The following is a 16470-nucleotide window of genomic DNA, read 5'->3' as shown; positions in this document are numbered from 1 at the left end:
AAAACCGCGCGGGCGCGCGGCCGCCCCCGGCCGCATCCCCCGCTAAGTCTTGACCGAACGATGCCGATTGACGCTCATCAGCATCCCGCAGGCGACGCCCACCGTCAGCAAGGCGGTCCCGCCATAGCTCATGAAGGGCAGCGGCACCCCCACCACGGGCAGGATGCCGGTCACCATGCCGATATTCACGAACACGTAGATAAAGAACATCATCGTCAGCGAGCCGCACAATAATCGCCCGAACTGCGAGGTCGCGCGCGTGGCGATGGTCAGGCCGCGGGCGATCAGCAGGCCATACAGCACCAGGATCAACACCCCGCCATACAGGCCGAACTCCTCCGCATAAACCGCGAAGATGAAGTCGGTCGTACGTTCCGGGATGAAGTCCAGATGCGTCTGGGTGCCTTTCATGTAACCCTTGCCGTACAGGCCTCCGGAGCCCACGGCGATCATGGATTGGATCGTATGAAAGCCCTTGCCCAGGGGGTCCGTGCTGGGATCCAGCAGGGTGCAGACACGGTGCTTCTGGTAGTCGTGCAGCACCACCCAGTCGACTTCGGGCTGGCAAAGCTGGCCTTCGTAGCTGACCAGCGTTCCGATGCCGATGACCCCCGCCACCACCACGGGTATCAGCAGCTTGAACGACAGGCCGGCAAAATAGATGACGCAGAACCCGGCGCCGAAGACTAGCAGCGCCGTGCCCAGGTCGGGCTGGCGCACGATAAGCAGGAAAGGCACGCCCAGCAGCAGCCCGGCGAACAGGAAGTCGCGTATGCGCACCTGGCCTTCGTGCCGCTGGAAGTACCAGGCCAGCATCAAGGGCAGCGCGATCTTCATCATCTCCGAAGGCTGGATGCGCGTGACGCCCAGGTTCAGCCAGCGCGTCGCGCCTTTGCTGGTCTCGCCGAAAAGCTCCACCGCCAGCAGCAGCGCCACGCCCAGCACATAGGCCGGCGGGGCCAGTTTCATCAGCCATTTGGGCGGAAGCAGCGCCACCGCCCACATGGCGAAAAACGCGATGACGAAGTTGCGCGACTGGTCGGCGAAGCGCCAGTCCGTGCTGCCCACCGCCGAGTGCATCACCGTCAGTCCCAGGGCGGCCAACAGGACCAGGATGCATAGCAGCGGCCAGTCGAATGCCGTCACCACACGCAGCAGGATCAGGGCCAGGCGCTTCATCGATCGGTCCCCGTCGGGGTGGCGTCGGTGCGGACCGCGACCACCGGCTGGCGCGGCGGCGCGTCGGCCTTGTTCCGCGCGGCGTCCGGCCGGCGCGGCGGCGTATCGGGTTGATTGCCGCCCACGTCCCGCCGGCGCGGCGGCGTGTCGGGCTGATTGGCGGCGACGCTGGGCGGCGCCGGGGTCGGCGGCGGGGCGGCGCGCCCGCCCTGCGCGGCGCGAGGCGCCGGCGTGGCGCCCGCCGCGGCGGGTTCGTTCGCGGCAACGCTGGGCTGCTTGGGTGGCATATCGGGTTGATCCTGGGTCAGCCAGGCATCGAACACCTTGCGGGCGATGGGCGCGGCCGCGCTGGCGCCCCAGCCGGCGTTCTCCACGATCAGGGCCACGGCTATGCGCGGATGGTCGACCGGCGCGAATCCCATGAACAAGGCATGGTCGCGCAGCCGTTCATCGACGGCGCTGGCGTGATAGCGCGCGCCGCGCAGGCTATACACCTGCGCGGTGCCGGTCTTGCCCGCGGCCTGGTAGGCCGCGCCGCGAAAGGCCTGCCGCGCCGTACCCACGCGCACCACGTCCGCCATGGCGTTCTTCACCACGTCCAGATTGACCTGGTGCAGCGGTATCTGGTAGTTCGGAGAACTGGGCGTCGTGACGAATAGACCCGTGCGCGGGTCTTCCACCGAATGCACCAGATGGGGCTTGCGATACAGCCCATTGTTGGCCAGCGTCGCGGTGGCTTGCGCCAGCTGCAGGATGGTGAAGGCGTTGTACCCCTGCCCCACCGCCACCGACACCGACTCGCCGGCATACCAGCGCTGCTTGTCCTTGTCCTTGTAGGCGCTGCGCTTCCAGGCCGTGGACGGCAGCACGCCGCGCTTTTCCCCGTCCAGGTCGATGCCGGTGATCTGGCCGAACCCGAACTGCTTGGTGAAATCGTGCAAAGCATCCACGCCGATTTCCGGGCCCAGCGAAAAGAAGTAGGTATCCGACGACACCACCAGGGCCTTGTGCATATCGGTCGGGCCGAAGACCGCGCCCGCGGCGTTGCGGAACTTCTGCCCGCCGAATTCAAAATAGCCGGGATCCGGTATGCGATCCGTCGCCCGGCGCTTGCCGAGTTCCAGCGCGGCCAGCGCGACGAAGGGCTTGTAGGTGGACCCGATGGGATAGGTGCCGTAGATGGGCCGGTTGATCAGCGGATGATCCGGCGATTCGTTCAGCATGCGCCAGTTGTCGACGTCGATCCCGTCGACGAACAGATTGGGATCGTACGAAGGCTGCGACACGAAGGCCAGGACCTCTCCCGTGTCGGGGTCGATCGCCACCAGGGCGCCGCGCTGGTCGCCGAAGGCTTCCTCGGCCACCTTCTCCAGGCGCATGTCGATGGACAGCTTGATGTCCGAACCGGGCACCGGATCGATGCGCCGCAAGGTGCGCACGGGACGCCCGCCGGCCGTGACTTCCACTTCCTCCAGCCCGGTGCGGCCGTGCAGTTGCGTCTCCCAGCTTTTCTCTATGCCTTTCTTGCCGATGACGTCGGTGCCGCGGTAGTTGCCCAGCTGGCCGCTGGCTTCCAGCTCCTCGATATCGCCGTCGGAGATCCGGCCGATGTAGCCGACCACGTGCGCCGCGGCCTTGCCCTCGGGATATTCGCGCACCCAGCGGGCGCGCAGCTCCACGCCCGGAAACTGGAAGGCATGCGCGGCGAACCAGGCGGCCTCGGTGTCGTTCAGGTTGTCGCGCAGCGTCAGGGTGGCGTAGCGGCTGTTTTCGGCGATGCGCCGCTTGAGCCGGCGCTGGTCGGTGGGGCTCAGGTAGACCACCGGGGTCAGGGCCTTGAATAGCGCATCGATATTGCCCACCTGCGCGGGAACGATCTCCAGCGTATAGGTGCGGTAGTTACGCGCCAGCACGACGCCATTGCGGTCCAGGATTTCGCCGCGGCGCGGCGGGATGGGCACCACGGCGATCCGGTTGCGGTCGGCGCGCTCGGACAGACCTTCATAGCGGTCCACCTGCAGCATCCAGAAACGCCCCACCAGCAGGCCGAAGCACAGCAAGGCGGCGACGCCGCCCACCCAGGCTCGCAACCTGAAGCGCTGTTTCTGCTGCGCGCCGGTCTTTTTGAATTCAAACATGTCGGAAAAAACGATCAGACCGATGCCGACTCGGCATCGTCGGCGCCGCGCGTCGGCAGGTGCAGCAGCCAGCCCGCGACAGGCCACAAGGCGGCGGTAATGGCGGCGCCCACGGCCCAGTCCCAGCCCGGCCATTTGCCGGCTATCCACGCCTTGATCAAGATGGTCACCAGCCGCGCCACCAGGAAGATGGGCAGCATGTGCATGGCCTGGCTCAATAAATCGAAGCGCTGCAGGCGGCGATGAAGGATGACGGCGCCATAGGCGACCAGGGTATAGGACAGCGCATTGCCGCCCAGCACGCCGGCGTCATGCACGTCCATCAGCAGGCCGAACACGAAGGCGGTCACCATGCCGATGCGCCGCGGTTCGTGCACGCACCAGAAGGCGATGACCAGGATCAGAATGTCGGGCGCCTGCTCCCACAGCCGCCACGGCAGCAGGGAGACCAGCCACACCAGGAGCACCGAGCCCCACACCATGACGGCATGCGCCGGGCGCGCCACCCGTTCGGGCTCCACCGTCCTGCGCGGGCGCAGCGCCGCGCCGTGGGATTCACTCCGGTTTATCGGACTCACTGGAGTCGGCCTCCTGGCGGTTGACTTCGGCGCGCTTGACGTCGACCTGCAGAACGAGGAAATGGCGGTACCGCTCGGGATGGGCCAGCGGCTCGCACAGGGCGCGGGCGAACCCGGATGCGGTATCGCGCTCCACCTTGGTGACCTTGGCGACCGGCAGGCCCGCGGGGAACAGCCCGCCCACACCGCTGGTGATAATAGTATCGCCCTCTTTGATGTCGGCATTCGCGGCAAGATAACGCACTTCCATCTTGCCCGGCTGGTTGCCGCCAAAGGCGATCAAGCGCAAGCCATTGCGCAGGATCTGCACGGGTATGGACACCTGCTCGTCGGTGACCAGGGCGGCCTCGGCGGTCATGGGCGTCACCCGCACGATCTGCCCCACCACGCCGCCTTCGTCGATGACCGGCATGCCCGGGGCCAGGCCCTGGCTGCTACCCTTGTTGAAAACCAGCCGTTGATTGAAGGCGTTGGGCGGCTCGTACAGCACCTCCACCACCACCGCCTGTTGCGCCAGGGTGTCCGTCACGCCCAGCAGGCGGCGCAGCTGGGCGTTCTCGGCGGCCATCTGCGCGGCATGCGTGGCCACCTGCGCCAGTTCGATGCGCTGGCGCTGCAGCGCTTCGTTTTCCGTGCGAACCAGGTTGGCGGCGTTGTACCACTCGTTGACCTGCTGGACGATATCGCGCGGCAGCAGGACGGCGCGCTGGAACGGATACAGCGCAACGGAGACGCCGCGCCGCACGGGTTCGAGGACGCGCCACTGCGAGTCGCCCACCAATAGCGCCAGGGCCAGAACGACCAGGATCGCCAGCTTCGCCTCGGCGGGCAGGCCGTGTCGGAACAGCCGCGGTGTGGTGGCGTTAAGTTGGGGCATGGATACTCACGGGCGTAAGGGCCCGGTGCCGGCCGCCCACCCGTAGCCGCCTTGTTCCAGCGGCCGCGGCCAGGCGCAAGGATCAATCGTTGATGAAAATGGCGCCGAGCTTTTCCAGATGCTCGAGCGCTTCGCCGCAGCCCCGCACCACGCAGGTCAGCGGGTCGTCCGCCACCACTACGGGCAGGCCGGTTTCTTCCTGCAGCAGGCGGTCCAGATCGCGCAACAGCGCGCCGCCGCCGGTCAGCGCAATGCCCTTGTCGGTAATATCCGCCCCCAGTTCCGGCGGCGTTTGTTCCAGGGCTATTTTCACCGCCGACACGATCTGGTTCAGCGGATCGGTCAGCGACTCCAGGATTTCATTGGACGATACCGTGAAACTGCGCGGCACGCCTTCGGCCAGGTTGCGGCCCTTGACTTCGATTTCGCGGACTTCCGAACCGGGGAAGGCGGAACCGATCTGCTTCTTGATCAGTTCGGCGGTCGGTTCGCCGATCAGCATGCCGTAGTTGCGGCGGATGTAGTTGACGATGGCCTCGTCGAACTTGTCGCCGCCGACACGGACCGAACCCTTGTACACCATGCCGCCCAGCGAGATGACCGCGACTTCGGTCGTGCCGCCGCCGATGTCCACCACCATGGAGCCGCTGGCGTCGGAAACCGCCAGGCCGGCGCCGATGGCGGCCGCCATGGGTTCCTCGATCAGGTACACATGGGATGCGCCCGCGCCCAACGCGGATTCGCGGATGGCGCGGCGCTCGACCTGGGTGGAGCCGCAGGGTACGCAGACGATGATGCGCGGGCTGGGAGCCAGCATGTTGCGCGGGTGCACCATGCGGATGAACTGCTTGAGCATTTGCTCGGTTACCGTGAAGTCGGCGATCACGCCGTCCTTCATCGGGCGTATGGCTTCGATATTGCCGGGCACGCGGCCCAGCATCTGTTTGGCTTCATGGCCCACGGCCTGGATGATTTTCTTGCCGTTGGGGCCGCCTTCGTGGCGGATCGCGACTACGGATGGCTCATCCAGCACGATGCCTTTGCCGCGAACGTAGATCAGCGTATTGGCCGTGCCGAGATCGATCGCCATATCGCTGGAAAAATAACTACGCAGGAATCCGAACATGGATATAGGCTCAGCTAGATCAGGAATTTGGGACGTGACTGCGACCGGACGCCAGCCTGGAACGGCGCGCCTGCGGGTGCAGCGATTAAACCGTGAATGATAACTTATAATTTCAGGGGAAATAGACCGCAATTCCCGGCTATTCCAAGCTTTGTAACTACTGCTGGCCTGTCATGTAACGGCTCCTCCAGCGGCTCCACACTTTTTACACTCCCATGGCGCTAAACGAAGAAGACGTGGCCCGCATTGCCCGGCTGGCCAGAATCGAGCTCACCCCGGAACGGCGCGCGCACGCGCTGCGCGAGCTCAACGGCATGCTGCACATCATCGAGCGCCTGCAACAGGAAGACACCAAGGGCGTCGAGCCCATGGCCCATCCCCTGTCGGCGCTGGACGAGGTTGAACTGCGCCTGCGCGAGGACCGCGTCACGGAATCGGGCTCGGAAAGCGAACGCGCGGCCCTGATGCGCAACGCCCCCGAAGCGCAGGACGGCTTGTTCCTGGTCCCCAAGGTGTTGGAGTAAGCATGACCAAACCCGCCCTGCACACCCAATTCGCCGATATCGCGGCCCTGCGGCAGGCCCTGGACCGGCGCGAGGTCAGCGCCGTGGAACTGGCGTCCAGCGCCCTGGACGCCGCCCGGTCGGCGTCCGCGCTGAACGCCTTCCTGCACATCGACGCCGAACTGACCCTGGAACAGGCGCGCGCCGCCGACGCCGCCCTGGCGTCGGGCACGGCCGGCCCGCTGACGGGCATCCCCATCGCGCACAAGGACGCCTTCGTGACGCGCGGCTGGCGCACCACGGCCGGCAGCCGCATGCTGGACCGCTACGTCAGCCCCTTCGACGCCACCGTGGTAGAGCGCCTGCAACAGGCCGGCGCCGTTTCCATCGGCAAACTGAACTGCGATGAATTCGCCATGGGGTCGGGCAACGAGAACTCCGCCTTTGGCGCGGTGCGCAACCCCTGGGATACGGATGCCGTGCCCGGCGGTTCGTCCGGCGGTTCGGCGGCCGCCGTGGCGGCCCGCCTGGTTGCCGCGGCCACCGGCACCGACACCGGCGGGTCGGTGCGTCAACCGGCCGCGCTGTGCGGCGTGACCGGCATCAAGCCCACGTACGGCACGGTATCGCGCTTCGGCATCGTGGCGTTCGGCTCCAGCCTGGACCAGGCGGGTCCGCTGGCCGCCAGCAGCCGCGATGCCTTGGCCCTGCTGGACGTCATGGCGGGCTTCGATCCGCGCGACGCCACCAGCGTCGAGCGCTGCGGCAAGGACGCCAACGAACCCGGGCGCGTGCGACGCGACTTCGACGCCGCCCAGGCGGCGTACGAGGCCGCCGGCGCCAAGCCGCTGGCCGGCCTGCGCATCGGCGTGCCGGCCGAGTACCTGGGCGATGGCCTGGCCGACGAAGTGCGTGCCGCGGTGGAAGCGGCGCTGGCGCAATTCGAAGCGCTGGGCGCGCGGCGCGTGGAAATTTCGCTGCCGCGCACCGAACTGGCGATTCCCGCGTATTACGTCATCGCGCCGGCCGAGGCATCCAGCAACCTGGCCCGCTACGACGGCGTGCGCTACGGCCATCGCGCCGCGCAATACGGCGACCTGACCGAAATGATCAGCCGTTCGCGGGCCGAAGGGTTCGGCGATGAAGTACGGCGCCGCATCCTGATCGGCACCTATGTGCTGTCGCACGGCTATTACGACGCTTACTACCTGCAGGCGCAGCGCCTGCGCCGCCTGATCGCGCGGGACTTCCAGAACGCCCTGTCGCAATGCGACGTCATCATGGGTCCGGTGGCGCCGACGGTCGCCAAGAATATCGGCGAAAACCGCGATGATCCGACGGCGGACTGGCTGGCCGACGTCTACACGCTGGGCGTCAGTCTGGCGGGGTTGCCGGCTATGTCGGTGCCCTGCGGGTTCGGCGCCGGCGCGCATGCGCGTCGCCCCGTGGGCTTGCAGATCATCGGCAACTATTTCGACGAAGGCCGCCTGCTGGCGATCGCCGACCGCTACCAAGCCGTAACGGATTGGCACCGTCGCGTGCCTGAGACGAGTAATGGACAACTGACATGAACTGGGAAATCGTCATCGGCCTGGAAACGCATACCCAGCTTTCCACCGAATCGAAAATCTTTTCGGGCAGCAGCACGCGTTTCGGCGCGGCGCCCAATACGCAGGCGAACCTGGTCGACCTGGCCTTGCCGGGCAGCCTGCCGGTGATGAACCGTGCCGCGGCCGAACGCGCCATCCGCTTCGGGCTGGCGGTGGGCGGCCAGATCGCGCCGCGCTCGATTTTCGCGCGCAAGAATTACTTTTATCCCGATCTGCCCAAGGGCTACCAGATCAGCCAGTACGAGATCCCCGTCGTCAGCGGCGGCTCGATTTCGTTCTTCGTCGGCGAAACGGCCAAGACGGTGCAATTGACGCGCGCGCATCTGGAAGAAGACGCCGGCAAGTCGCTGCACGACGAGTTCCACCTGGCCAACGGCGCGCCGGCCAGCGGCATCGACCTGAACCGCGCGGGCACGCCCCTGCTGGAGATCGTCAGCGAACCGGAAATGCGCTCGACCGCCGAAGCCGTCGCCTACGCCCGCGCGCTGCACAGCCTGGTGGTGTGGCTGGGCATCTGCGACGGCAATATGCAGGAAGGCTCGTTCCGCTGCGACGCCAACGTTTCGGTGCGGCCGATGGGGCAGAAGGAATTCGGCACGCGCACGGAGATCAAGAACGTCAACTCTTTCCGCTTCCTGGAACGGGCCATCGTCTACGAGGCGCGGCGCCAGATCGAACTGATCGAGGACGGCGGCACGGTGGTGCAGGAAACGCGCCTGTACGACGCGGACCGCGATGAAACGCGCAGCATGCGCAGCAAGGAAGACGCGCACGACTATCGCTATTTCCCCGATCCGGACCTGCCGCCGCTGGTGATTTCGTCGGCCTGGGTGGACGAGGTGCGCGCGACCATGCCGGAGCTGCCGGCGGACAAGCGCGCCCGCTTCGAAACGCAATATGGCCTTTCCGCCTACGATGCGGCGCAATTGACCACCAGCCGCGATATGGCGGACTACTTCGAAGCGGTCGCGCGCGCGTTGCCGGAAGGCCAGGCCAAGCAGGCAGCCAACTGGGTGATGGGCGAGCTGGCCGCCGCGCTCAATCGCTCGGAAATCGAAGTCGCCGCATCGCCGGTCGCCGCGCCCGCCCTGGCCGCGCTGATCGCGCGCATCCTGGATGGCACGATTTCGAACAAGATCGCCCGTGAAGTCTTCGCGGGGATGTGGGCGGGCGAGCAAGGCGGCCAGCCCGATGCCATCATCGAAGCGCGCGGCCTGCAGCAGATCAGCGATAGCGGCGCGATAGGCGCGATGATCGACGAGGTGCTGGCGGCCAACCCGGCCATCGTCGAGGAGTACCGGGCGGGCAAGCAGAAGGCCTTCAATTCCCTGGTGGGCCAGATCATGAAGGCCGCCAAGGGCAAGGCGAACCCGCAGCAGGTCAATGAACTGCTGAAGCAGAAACTGGGATAGCGGGCGCTATTCCGAGGCGCCCGCGGCGGGCGGCGTCGCGCGGGCGACGCCCGGCCTCCCGGTATCCGGCCGCGGCCGGCGCCGCCGCGCGCACGGCGCTTCGACCACCGGCGCCGGCGATCAGCCGGTCACGCCGTACTTCTGCCGGTACGCGAGCACCGCCTGCCGGTGCTCGCCGAATTCCGGCGCGTTTTCCAGCAAGGCCAGGATGTCGGTCAGCGACGCGATGCTGACCACCGGAATACCGTAGGTACGGGCCACGTCCTGCACCGCGGAATGCGCCGACAGGGCGTCATCCGGACCGGCGCGCTCCATGCGATCCAGCGCGATCAGCACCGCCGCGGGCTCCGCGCCGGCGGCACGGATGATGTCCACCGATTCACGCACCGACGTGCCGGCGGTGATGACATCGTCGATGATGACCACCTTGCCCTTGAGCGGCGCGCCGACCAGCGTCCCGCCTTCGCCATGGTCCTTGGCTTCCTTGCGGTTGTAGGCGAACGGCATGGCGCGCCCGCCGCCGCGCGGATCGGCCGCCAGCGCCATGGCCGTGGCCGTCGCCAGCGGGATGCCTTTGTACGCCGGCCCGAACAGCATATCGAAGGACAGCCCGGAATCCAGCAATGCGCCCGCGTAGAACGAGCCCAACCGGTTCATCGACGCGCCGTCGCTGAACAATCCGGCATTGAAAAAATACGGGCTGATGCGCCCCGACTTGACCTTGAAGCTGCCGAAGCGCAGCACGCCCTGGTCAAGAGCGAAACGGACGAATTCGACGGATGGAGCGGCGGAAGCGGTCATACGGTCACCGGGGAAACGAAGGGATAACTGGGCAAAGCGGAATTATGCCTGCTCCGCCCGCCTTCGTGCCCGGCCGCCGCGCCGCGCACGCGCGCCGGCATTTCTAGTACCCTAGCGGCCATCGCGCAATCGACAGACAGCCATGCTCCGCATCATCTCCGCCAATCTGAACGGCATCCGGTCCGCCGCCAACAAGGGCTTTTTCCCCTGGGTCGCCAAGCAGAACGCCGACTTCATCTGCCTGCAGGAACTCAAGGCCCAGGCCGCCGACATGACCCTGGAAATGCTCAACCCGCCGGGGTTGTGCGGGTATTTCCACTATGCCGAGAAAAAGGGCTATAGCGGCGTGGGCGTCTATGCCCGCACGCAGCCGCTGCAGGTCATCGAAGGCCTGGGCGTACCCGAGATCGATGCCGAAGGCCGGTATATCGAACTGGTCTACGACCGCCACTCCATCATCTCGGTCTATCTGCCGTCCGGATCCAGCGGCGAACACCGGCAGACCGCCAAGTTCGCGTTCATGGAGCATTTCTACAGCCATCTGGCCACGCTGGTGAAATGCGGCCGGCAAGTCGTTCTGTGCGGCGACTGGAATATCGCGCACAACGAGATCGACCTGAAGAACTGGAAAGGCAATATGAAGAACAGCGGCTTCCTGCCGGAAGAGCGCGCCTGGCTGACCAAGGTATTCGCCGACCTGGGCTGGACCGACGTTTATCGCCGCCTGCATCCGGAAACGACGGGCGAGGCCTATACCTGGTGGAGCAACCGCGGCCAGGCCTGGGCCAAGAACGTGGGCTGGCGCATCGATTACCAGATCGCCACGCCGGAGATCGCCGCCACGGCCACGACCGCGGCGATCTACAAGGACGAGCGCTTCAGCGACCATGCGCCGCTGACCATCGACTACGACACCTCGCTGTAGGGACGCCGGCCTGCCCGTCAGCCTGACCGGACTAGCGGCGGGGCTGCCGCACCACCAGGACGTCGCACGGCGCTTTCTCTATCAACGCGTCCGCCACGCTGCCGATTGCCGTGCGGATCAAGCCGGTGCTGCCGTGCGTGCCCGTGACCAGCAAATCGCAATCGGTTTGTTCGGCGTAGGCGAGCAGAACGCGCTCCGCCAGGCCGGCCGCGACTTGTATCTTCGGCTTGTTGGCTCCGTGCAGTTCCGGCGTGTCTTCCAGGAATTGGGCGGCGGCTTCTTCCGCCGTACGCTGGAACCCCTTGGCATTCAGCTCATCCCTGCGGTTCCCGGGCAGGTCGAAAGCGTGGAACAGGGTCAGGCCGGATACCGGCAGCAGCGCCAGGGCGGCACGCAGGGCCGGCCGGGAGGCCTCCGAAAAATCGCTGGCAATCACCGCATCGCGATACGGCTGGCGCGCCCGGCGCTTGACCACCAGCACCGGGACAGGCGATTCCCGCACCAGCTTTTCCACGGTGGTGCCCAGCAGGATGCGGCCCAGGGTTTCGTCGCGCGCCACCCCGGCGACGATGAGGGAGCAGGCGTTCTCATCCGCCGCCTGCTGCAACAGCCGGACGGGTTCGCCGCAACGGACCACGACGTCGATATCGACGCCCTCCAGGTCCCTGAGCAAGGCGCGCCGGGCCTGCGCTTCACGCTCGGTCACCGACGGCTGGGATGTGCGCAGCGCGCGGGACTGCGATTCGATGACGTGCAAGGCAATGACCGCCGTGTCGAATTGGCGCGCCAGCAGTATGGCGCGGTCCAAGGCGCGGTCGCCACGCGCGCTCAAGTCCGTGGCGAGCAGGATAGGCCCCGAAAAGCTGTGCATGATTTGTCTCCCGGAATGGAATATTCCCCGCCCCCGCCGGTCCATTCTCGTTGTATTTCCGGGCGTCCCAGCATGCGCCCGGCCGGCCTGCGCTAAGGCGCCGCCTGGCCCCGCACCAGCATGACGTCGCTGGGCAGCGATTCCAGCAGGCGTTCCGCCACGCTGCCCACCATCGCGCCCATGATGCCCTTCATGCGCTGCGTGCCGGCAATCACCAGATCGCAGCGCCGTTGAAACACGTATTCGGACAGCAGCGTTTCGGGTTCTCCGTATTGGACGACGGTGTCCGCCGGCACGCCGGGCGGCAGATCGCCATGGGCGTCGAGGAAGCGGTGCATTTCATTGTCCAGATCCCGCTGCAGGGACTCCGGCGCCCGGGCGGCGTCGCCCGGCATGCCCAGCACCGTGTCGCATGCGTGGAATAGCGTGAGCGGAGTGGCGGGCAGCAGGCGGGCCGCCATCCGCAGCGCGTGGCCCGATTCGGGCGAAAAGTCGGTGGCGACGATGCCGTCCGGGTACGGCCCGTGAGGCCGGTTCTTCACCACCAGCACCGGCGCGGCCGATTGGCGCACCAGCTTGCGGACGGTGGAGCCCAGGAGCAGTTTGCCCAGCGACTCGTTGCGTCCGACGCCGGTGACCACCAACCCGCATCCCAACTCCTGCGCCGCCGCCAGGATCTGCTCCGCGGCATCGCCGCTTTCCACGCGGATGTCGCATTCGACACCGGCGGCGTCCAGGTCCAGTCCAAGGCGGTAACGCGCCCACGCTCGGTGGTCCTCGCTCAGCCGGTGCCAGGCGGGCGCGCCGCCGGCGCCGGCCGGCATGCCGGGTTCCATTACGTGCATGGCGATAAGGCGCGCGCCCTGGGCCCGGGCCAGCGCGACGGCGCGATCCAGGGCGCGATCGCCTTGGGCGCTGAGGTCCGTGGCCAGCAGGATGGGCGCGGCGGGCTGGGAATGCGCGTACGTCGACATGATGGCCTCCGTGGGGGGCTGGCCGGGGACGGCTGGTGTGGACCATCAGCCGTGGCCAACGCGCTCATTATCACCGCGCGAGAATCAAAACGACAATGCGCCGATGAAAGGGACGCGCGGCCGATCGAAGATTGCCGGGCTGGCGCGGATCGGGAAGAGACAGCGCCCTTATGCCTGGTCCAGCGCCCGGATCTCGCGCCGGCGCAGATACAGCAGCACCAGGCCCGGCAGCGCGATCAGCACCGTCGTCAGGAAGAACGGCGCCCAGCCCATCCGGTCGACCAGGACCGGCGTCAGCGGCCCGGCCAGATAGGTGCGGCCCACCGCGGCCATCGCCGACAGCAGCGCGAACTGCGTGGCCGAGAACTCTTGCCGGCACAGGGCCATGACCAGCGCCACGAAGGATGCCGTGCCCAGCCCGCCGCACAAATTCTCCAGGCCCACGGCGGCGGCCATCAAGGGCAGGCTCCCGGGCTTGAGCGCGACCAGCCAGTAGCCCAGGTTGGACACCGCCTGCAGCACGCCGAACAGCATCAGCGACCGGTAGAGGCCCATGCGGGCCATCAGGGATCCGCCCGCCAGCGCGCCGACGATGGTGGCCGCCAGCCCCAGCAGCTTGTTCACCGTGCCCACTTCGGTCGGCGTGAAACCGCCGCCGCGCAGCAGGAAGGTGGTCGACAAGGCGCCCGCGAAAGCATCGCCCAGCTTGTACAGCACGATCAGGATCAGCAGGCTGATGGCGCCGCGGCGGGAGAAGAACTCCCGCAAAGGTTCCACCACCGCCCCGAGCAGGCTGGGCGGCGGCGGCGCCGGGCGCTCCGGCTCCGGCGCCCAGAGCGTGGCCAGCACGCCCACGGCCATCAAGCCGCCCATCAGCACATACGTATTGCCCCAGCCCAGCCAGCCGTCGGCCAGGATCAAGGCCAGGCCACCGGAAACCAGCATGGCGATGCGATACCCCAGCACCTTGACCGCGGCGCCGCCGCCCCGCTCGTCCTTGTGCAGGACGTCCGTGCTGTAGGCGTCGAAGGCAATGTCCTGCGTGGCGGACAGAAAGGCAACCGCCACGGCCAGCAAGGCCAGCGGCATCAGGGCATGGTCGGGCGAGAGCATGCCCATGGCCGCGATGCCGGCCGCCAGGGCCAGCTGCGTCGCCAGCATCCAGCCGCGCCGGCGCCCCAGAACGGGCACCGCATAACGGTCGATCAGGGGCGCCCAGAGGAACTTCAAGGTGTAGGCGGTGCCGACCAGCGTCAGGAAGCCGATGTCCTGCAGCGACACGCCGGCCACGGTCGCCCATGCCTGCAATGTGCCGCTGGTCAGCGCCAGCGGCAGACCGCTGGAAAAACCCAGCGCCAGCATGGGCGCGACACGGCGGCTCGTATAAAGGCGGACAGCGGCTGAAATACCTGGTCTCCGTAACGGCGGGCCTGGCCGCCGGGTTCAACCGGCGGCGAAGCGATAGACCGCCAGCGTGCTGCGCCATCCCGGCAGCAGCTTTACTTCGCGGTCGTCATTGAAAGTGGCCCGCTGCAGAATGCGCAGTCCCAGCTTGGCGGCCAGATCCTCGAAATCACGCAGCGTGCATAAATGGATGTTGGGCGTGTTGTACCACTCGTACGGCATTTGTCCCGTCACCGGCATGCGCCCGCGCAGTATCGACCAGCCATGCGGCCAGTAGCCGAAGTTGGGAAACGACACCACGCCATACCTGGCCACGCGCGCCATTTCGCGCAGGATGTGTTCGCTGCGATGCATGGATTGCAGGGTCTGGGACAACACCACCGTATCGAACTGGCCTGCGTCGAACAGCGCCAGGCCATCTTCCAGGTTCTGCTGGATCACGTCCACCCCGCGGCGCACGCATGCGATCACGTAATGGTCGTCGATTTCGACGCCGGCGCCGCGGACCTGGCGTTGGTCGCGCAGCCAGGCCAGCAATTCACCGTCGCCGCAGCCCAGGTCCAGCACGCGCGAACCCGGATTGATCCAACTGGCGATGCGCGCCAGATCGGCACGCAGCTCCGTACGGGCACCGGCTATCATTCGCCCCCCTTTGCTTCCAGCGCGCGGGGCGGCAAGCCCAGTTCATGCGCAATGCGGTCGTAATAGGCGCGCACCACCGCGTGATAGCGCGCGTCGTCCAGCAGGAAGGCATCGTGGCCATGCGGCGCGTCGATCTCCGCATAGGTGACCGGGCGGCCGTTCTTGAGCAGGGCGCGCACGATCTCGCGCGACCGCTCCGGCGGAAAGCGCCAGTCCGTGCTGAAGGACACCAGTAGAAAACCCGCCTGCGCCGACGCCAGCGAGCGCGCCAGATCGCCGCCATGCGTGCGCGAGGGATCGAAATAATCCAGCGCGCGCGTGATCAGCAGGTAGGTGTTCGCGTCGAAGTAGCGCGAAAATTTCTCGCCCTGGTAGCGCAGGTAGGATTCCACTTCGAATTCCACGTCGTAGCCATAGCGGTATTCGCCGTTGGCGCCGGGTTCGCGCTGCGTGCGGCCGAACTTTTCCGCCATGTCGTCCTGCGACAGATAGGTGATGTGCCCGATCATGCGCGCGACCGACAGGCCCCGATGCGGCACGGTGCCGTGCGCGTAATAATCGCCGCCATGGAAATCGGGATCGGTGATGATGGCGCGGCGCGCCACTTCGTTGAAGCCTATGTTCTGCGCGGACAGACGCGGCGTGCTGGCGATCACCACGCAATGCGCGACGCGCTCGGGACATGCCGTCGCCCAGCTCAAGGCTTGCATGCCGCCCAGCGAGCCGCCCATGACGGCGGCAAATCGCTCGATGCCGAAATGATCGGCGACGCGGGCCTGGGCATGCACCCAGTCCTCCACCGTCAGCACCGGGAAAGCGGCGCCCCAGGGCTTGCCGGTTTCCGGATTGATGCTGGCCGGCCCGGTCGAACCGAAGCATGAGCCCAGGTTATTGATGCCGATGACGAAGAAACGCTCGGTATCCACGGGCTTTCCCGGGCCAACCATGTTGTCCCACCAGCCGATGTCCTTGGGATCGTCGGCCGCGATGCCGGCGACATGGTGCGAGGCGTTCAACGCATGGCATATCAGCACGGCATTGCTGCGCTGGGCGTTCAGGGTGCCGTAGGTTTCCACCGCCAGTTCGTAGCTGGGCAGCGATTGACCGCTGGCCAGGCGCAGGGGTTCGGTGAACTTGAGGAAAACGGGCGCGACCACGCCGACGGAACGCGCGGCGGAAGGCGGCGGTGCGGCCGGAGAGCCGGCGCATTCGGACCCGGTGGCGACGGCGCCGGCGGATGGCGTGCCGCTGGCCGGAATACCAGTCGTGCTGGCGGATGGCGCGGAAACGCCCGCGCCGGCGGATTGCTCGATGGTTGCAGTCATGCAGACCTCTTTAGCTGGATTTATCAGGCGCCCGCAAGCGGATCAGGCAAATCGGCGCCACCGAAATGAAGGGCAGATTCTAGCATTGGCGCCGGACCGAGCCGG

Annotated in this window: 15 protein-coding genes and 1 riboswitch; of the genes, 4 read left to right on the top strand and 11 right to left on the bottom strand. The window is 66.9% G+C overall.

Features of this window, described 5'->3' with window-relative positions:
• Nucleotides 1-42: 42 nt before the first annotated feature.
• The 5 genes from rodA to ACNA0R_RS03040 form a co-directional block, all read right to left on the bottom strand.
• Nucleotides 43-1179 carry a rod shape-determining protein RodA gene (gene rodA / locus ACNA0R_RS03060; RefSeq protein WP_415824409.1) on the bottom strand — a complete coding sequence of 379 codons (1137 nt, stop codon included), beginning with the start codon at nucleotides 1177-1179 and terminating at the stop codon, nucleotides 43-45.
• Nucleotides 1176-3317, bottom strand: coding sequence for a penicillin-binding protein 2 (gene mrdA, locus ACNA0R_RS03055; RefSeq protein WP_415824408.1), 2142 nt, complete (start codon nucleotides 3315-3317; stop codon nucleotides 1176-1178). Before mrdA ends, rodA begins: the two co-directional genes overlap by 4 nt.
• 14 nt (nucleotides 3318-3331) lie before the next feature.
• A complete protein-coding gene (gene mreD, locus ACNA0R_RS03050) occupies nucleotides 3332-3799 on the bottom strand; it encodes a rod shape-determining protein MreD (protein ID WP_415824472.1) in 468 nt (155 codons plus the stop codon).
• 73 nt (nucleotides 3800-3872) lie between these two features.
• Nucleotides 3873-4772 carry a rod shape-determining protein MreC gene (gene mreC, locus ACNA0R_RS03045; protein ID WP_415824407.1) on the bottom strand — a complete coding sequence of 300 codons (900 nt, stop codon included), beginning with the start codon at nucleotides 4770-4772 and terminating at the stop codon, nucleotides 3873-3875.
• Nucleotides 4773-4854: 82 nt separating this feature from the next.
• Nucleotides 4855-5898, bottom strand: a complete 1044-nt coding sequence (locus tag ACNA0R_RS03040) for a rod shape-determining protein (protein WP_057653883.1) — start codon at nucleotides 5896-5898, stop codon at nucleotides 4855-4857.
• A 215-nt stretch (nucleotides 5899-6113) separates the two neighbouring features.
• Here ACNA0R_RS03040 and gatC point away from each other — a divergent pair, with 215 nt between their 5' ends.
• From gatC to gatB, 3 genes are read left to right on the top strand one after another with little or no spacing between them, the layout of a single operon-like run.
• Entirely contained in the window at nucleotides 6114-6422 is a 309-nt protein-coding gene (gatC, locus tag ACNA0R_RS03035) for an Asp-tRNA(Asn)/Glu-tRNA(Gln) amidotransferase subunit GatC (RefSeq protein WP_415824406.1), read from the top strand.
• A 2-nt stretch (nucleotides 6423-6424) separates the two neighbouring features.
• Nucleotides 6425-7972 carry an Asp-tRNA(Asn)/Glu-tRNA(Gln) amidotransferase subunit GatA gene (gene gatA / locus ACNA0R_RS03030; protein ID WP_415824405.1) on the top strand — a complete coding sequence of 516 codons (1548 nt, stop codon included), beginning with the start codon at nucleotides 6425-6427 and terminating at the stop codon, nucleotides 7970-7972.
• On the top strand, nucleotides 7969-9423 hold the full coding sequence (gatB, locus tag ACNA0R_RS03025) for an Asp-tRNA(Asn)/Glu-tRNA(Gln) amidotransferase subunit GatB (protein ID WP_415824404.1): 1455 nt from the start codon (nucleotides 7969-7971) through the stop codon (nucleotides 9421-9423). The genes gatA and gatB overlap by 4 nt, the downstream gene beginning before the upstream one ends.
• Nucleotides 9424-9543: 120 nt before the next feature.
• Here gatB and pyrE read toward each other — a convergent pair whose 3' ends face one another.
• Nucleotides 9544-10224: an orotate phosphoribosyltransferase gene (pyrE, locus tag ACNA0R_RS03020; protein ID WP_415824403.1), complete on the bottom strand. Its 681-nt coding sequence runs from the start codon at nucleotides 10222-10224 to the stop codon at nucleotides 9544-9546.
• Between the two features lie 142 nt (nucleotides 10225-10366).
• On the opposite strand from pyrE, the gene ACNA0R_RS03015 reads away from it, so the two are divergent.
• Nucleotides 10367-11149, top strand: a complete 783-nt coding sequence (locus tag ACNA0R_RS03015) for an exodeoxyribonuclease III (RefSeq protein WP_415824402.1) — start codon at nucleotides 10367-10369, stop codon at nucleotides 11147-11149.
• Nucleotides 11150-11180: 31 nt separating this feature from the next.
• Here the strand turns inward: ACNA0R_RS03015 and ACNA0R_RS03010 are convergent, their stop codons facing one another.
• The 5 genes from ACNA0R_RS03010 to metX all read right to left on the bottom strand — a co-directional run bounded on the left by ACNA0R_RS03010 (nucleotide 11181) and on the right by metX (nucleotide 16365).
• Nucleotides 11181-12020 (bottom strand): universal stress protein, encoded by an 840-nt coding sequence (locus ACNA0R_RS03010; protein WP_415824401.1) that lies wholly within the window; start codon nucleotides 12018-12020, stop codon nucleotides 11181-11183.
• A gap of 92 nt (nucleotides 12021-12112) precedes the next feature.
• Complete coding sequence (locus ACNA0R_RS03005) at nucleotides 12113-12994, bottom strand: universal stress protein (protein WP_415824400.1); 882 nt, start codon at nucleotides 12992-12994, stop codon at nucleotides 12113-12115.
• A gap of 168 nt (nucleotides 12995-13162) precedes the next feature.
• Nucleotides 13163-14401 (bottom strand): muropeptide transporter, encoded by a 1239-nt coding sequence (locus ACNA0R_RS03000; protein WP_415824471.1) that lies wholly within the window; start codon nucleotides 14399-14401, stop codon nucleotides 13163-13165.
• Nucleotides 14402-14437: 36 nt separating this feature from the next.
• The gene (gene metW, locus ACNA0R_RS02995; RefSeq protein ID WP_415824399.1) at nucleotides 14438-15040 is read right to left on the bottom strand and encodes a methionine biosynthesis protein MetW; all 603 of its coding nucleotides are present in this window, start codon (nucleotides 15038-15040) and stop codon (nucleotides 14438-14440) included.
• Nucleotides 15037-16365, bottom strand: a complete 1329-nt coding sequence (metX, locus tag ACNA0R_RS02990) for a homoserine O-succinyltransferase MetX (protein WP_415824398.1) — start codon at nucleotides 16363-16365, stop codon at nucleotides 15037-15039. The genes metW and metX overlap by 4 nt, the downstream gene beginning before the upstream one ends.
• A riboswitch (SAM riboswitch) is annotated at nucleotides 16355-16433 on the bottom strand. It overlaps the preceding gene by 11 nt.
• Nucleotides 16434-16470 lie beyond the last annotated feature (37 nt).

It is taken from the genome of Bordetella sputigena, from assembly GCF_965137885.1.
GTDB classification, from domain to species: domain Bacteria; phylum Pseudomonadota; class Gammaproteobacteria; order Burkholderiales; family Burkholderiaceae_B; genus Bordetella_C; species Bordetella_C sputigena.
The sequence above is the reverse complement of the archived record's forward strand: the minus strand, read 5'-3'. Positions and strand labels throughout refer to the sequence as shown.

Bases quoted from the DNA above. Each gene is read 5' to 3' on its own strand.
- metX (WP_415824398.1), bottom strand. From the start codon at position 16,365: ATGACTGCAACCATCGAGCAATCCGCCGGCGCGGGCGTTTCCGCGCCA.
- rodA (WP_415824409.1), bottom strand. From the start codon at position 1,179: ATGAAGCGCCTGGCCCTGATCCTGCTGCGTGTGGTGACGGCATTCGAC.
- gatB (WP_415824404.1), top strand. From the start codon at position 7,969: ATGAACTGGGAAATCGTCATCGGCCTGGAAACGCATACCCAGCTTTCC.
- mreC (WP_415824407.1), bottom strand. From the start codon at position 4,772: ATGCCCCAACTTAACGCCACCACACCGCGGCTGTTCCGACACGGCCTG.
- ACNA0R_RS03040 (WP_057653883.1), bottom strand. From the start codon at position 5,898: ATGTTCGGATTCCTGCGTAGTTATTTTTCCAGCGATATGGCGATCGAT.
- gatA (WP_415824405.1), top strand. From the start codon at position 6,425: ATGACCAAACCCGCCCTGCACACCCAATTCGCCGATATCGCGGCCCTG.
- gatC (WP_415824406.1), top strand. From the start codon at position 6,114: ATGGCGCTAAACGAAGAAGACGTGGCCCGCATTGCCCGGCTGGCCAGA.
- ACNA0R_RS03005 (WP_415824400.1), bottom strand. From the start codon at position 12,994: ATGTCGACGTACGCGCATTCCCAGCCCGCCGCGCCCATCCTGCTGGCC.
- pyrE (WP_415824403.1), bottom strand. From the start codon at position 10,224: ATGACCGCTTCCGCCGCTCCATCCGTCGAATTCGTCCGTTTCGCTCTT.
- mrdA (WP_415824408.1), bottom strand. From the start codon at position 3,317: ATGTTTGAATTCAAAAAGACCGGCGCGCAGCAGAAACAGCGCTTCAGG.
- mreD (WP_415824472.1), bottom strand. From the start codon at position 3,799: ATGGTGTGGGGCTCGGTGCTCCTGGTGTGGCTGGTCTCCCTGCTGCCG.
- ACNA0R_RS03015 (WP_415824402.1), top strand. From the start codon at position 10,367: ATGCTCCGCATCATCTCCGCCAATCTGAACGGCATCCGGTCCGCCGCC.
- metW (WP_415824399.1), bottom strand. From the start codon at position 15,040: ATGATAGCCGGTGCCCGTACGGAGCTGCGTGCCGATCTGGCGCGCATC.
- ACNA0R_RS03010 (WP_415824401.1), bottom strand. From the start codon at position 12,020: ATGCACAGCTTTTCGGGGCCTATCCTGCTCGCCACGGACTTGAGCGCG.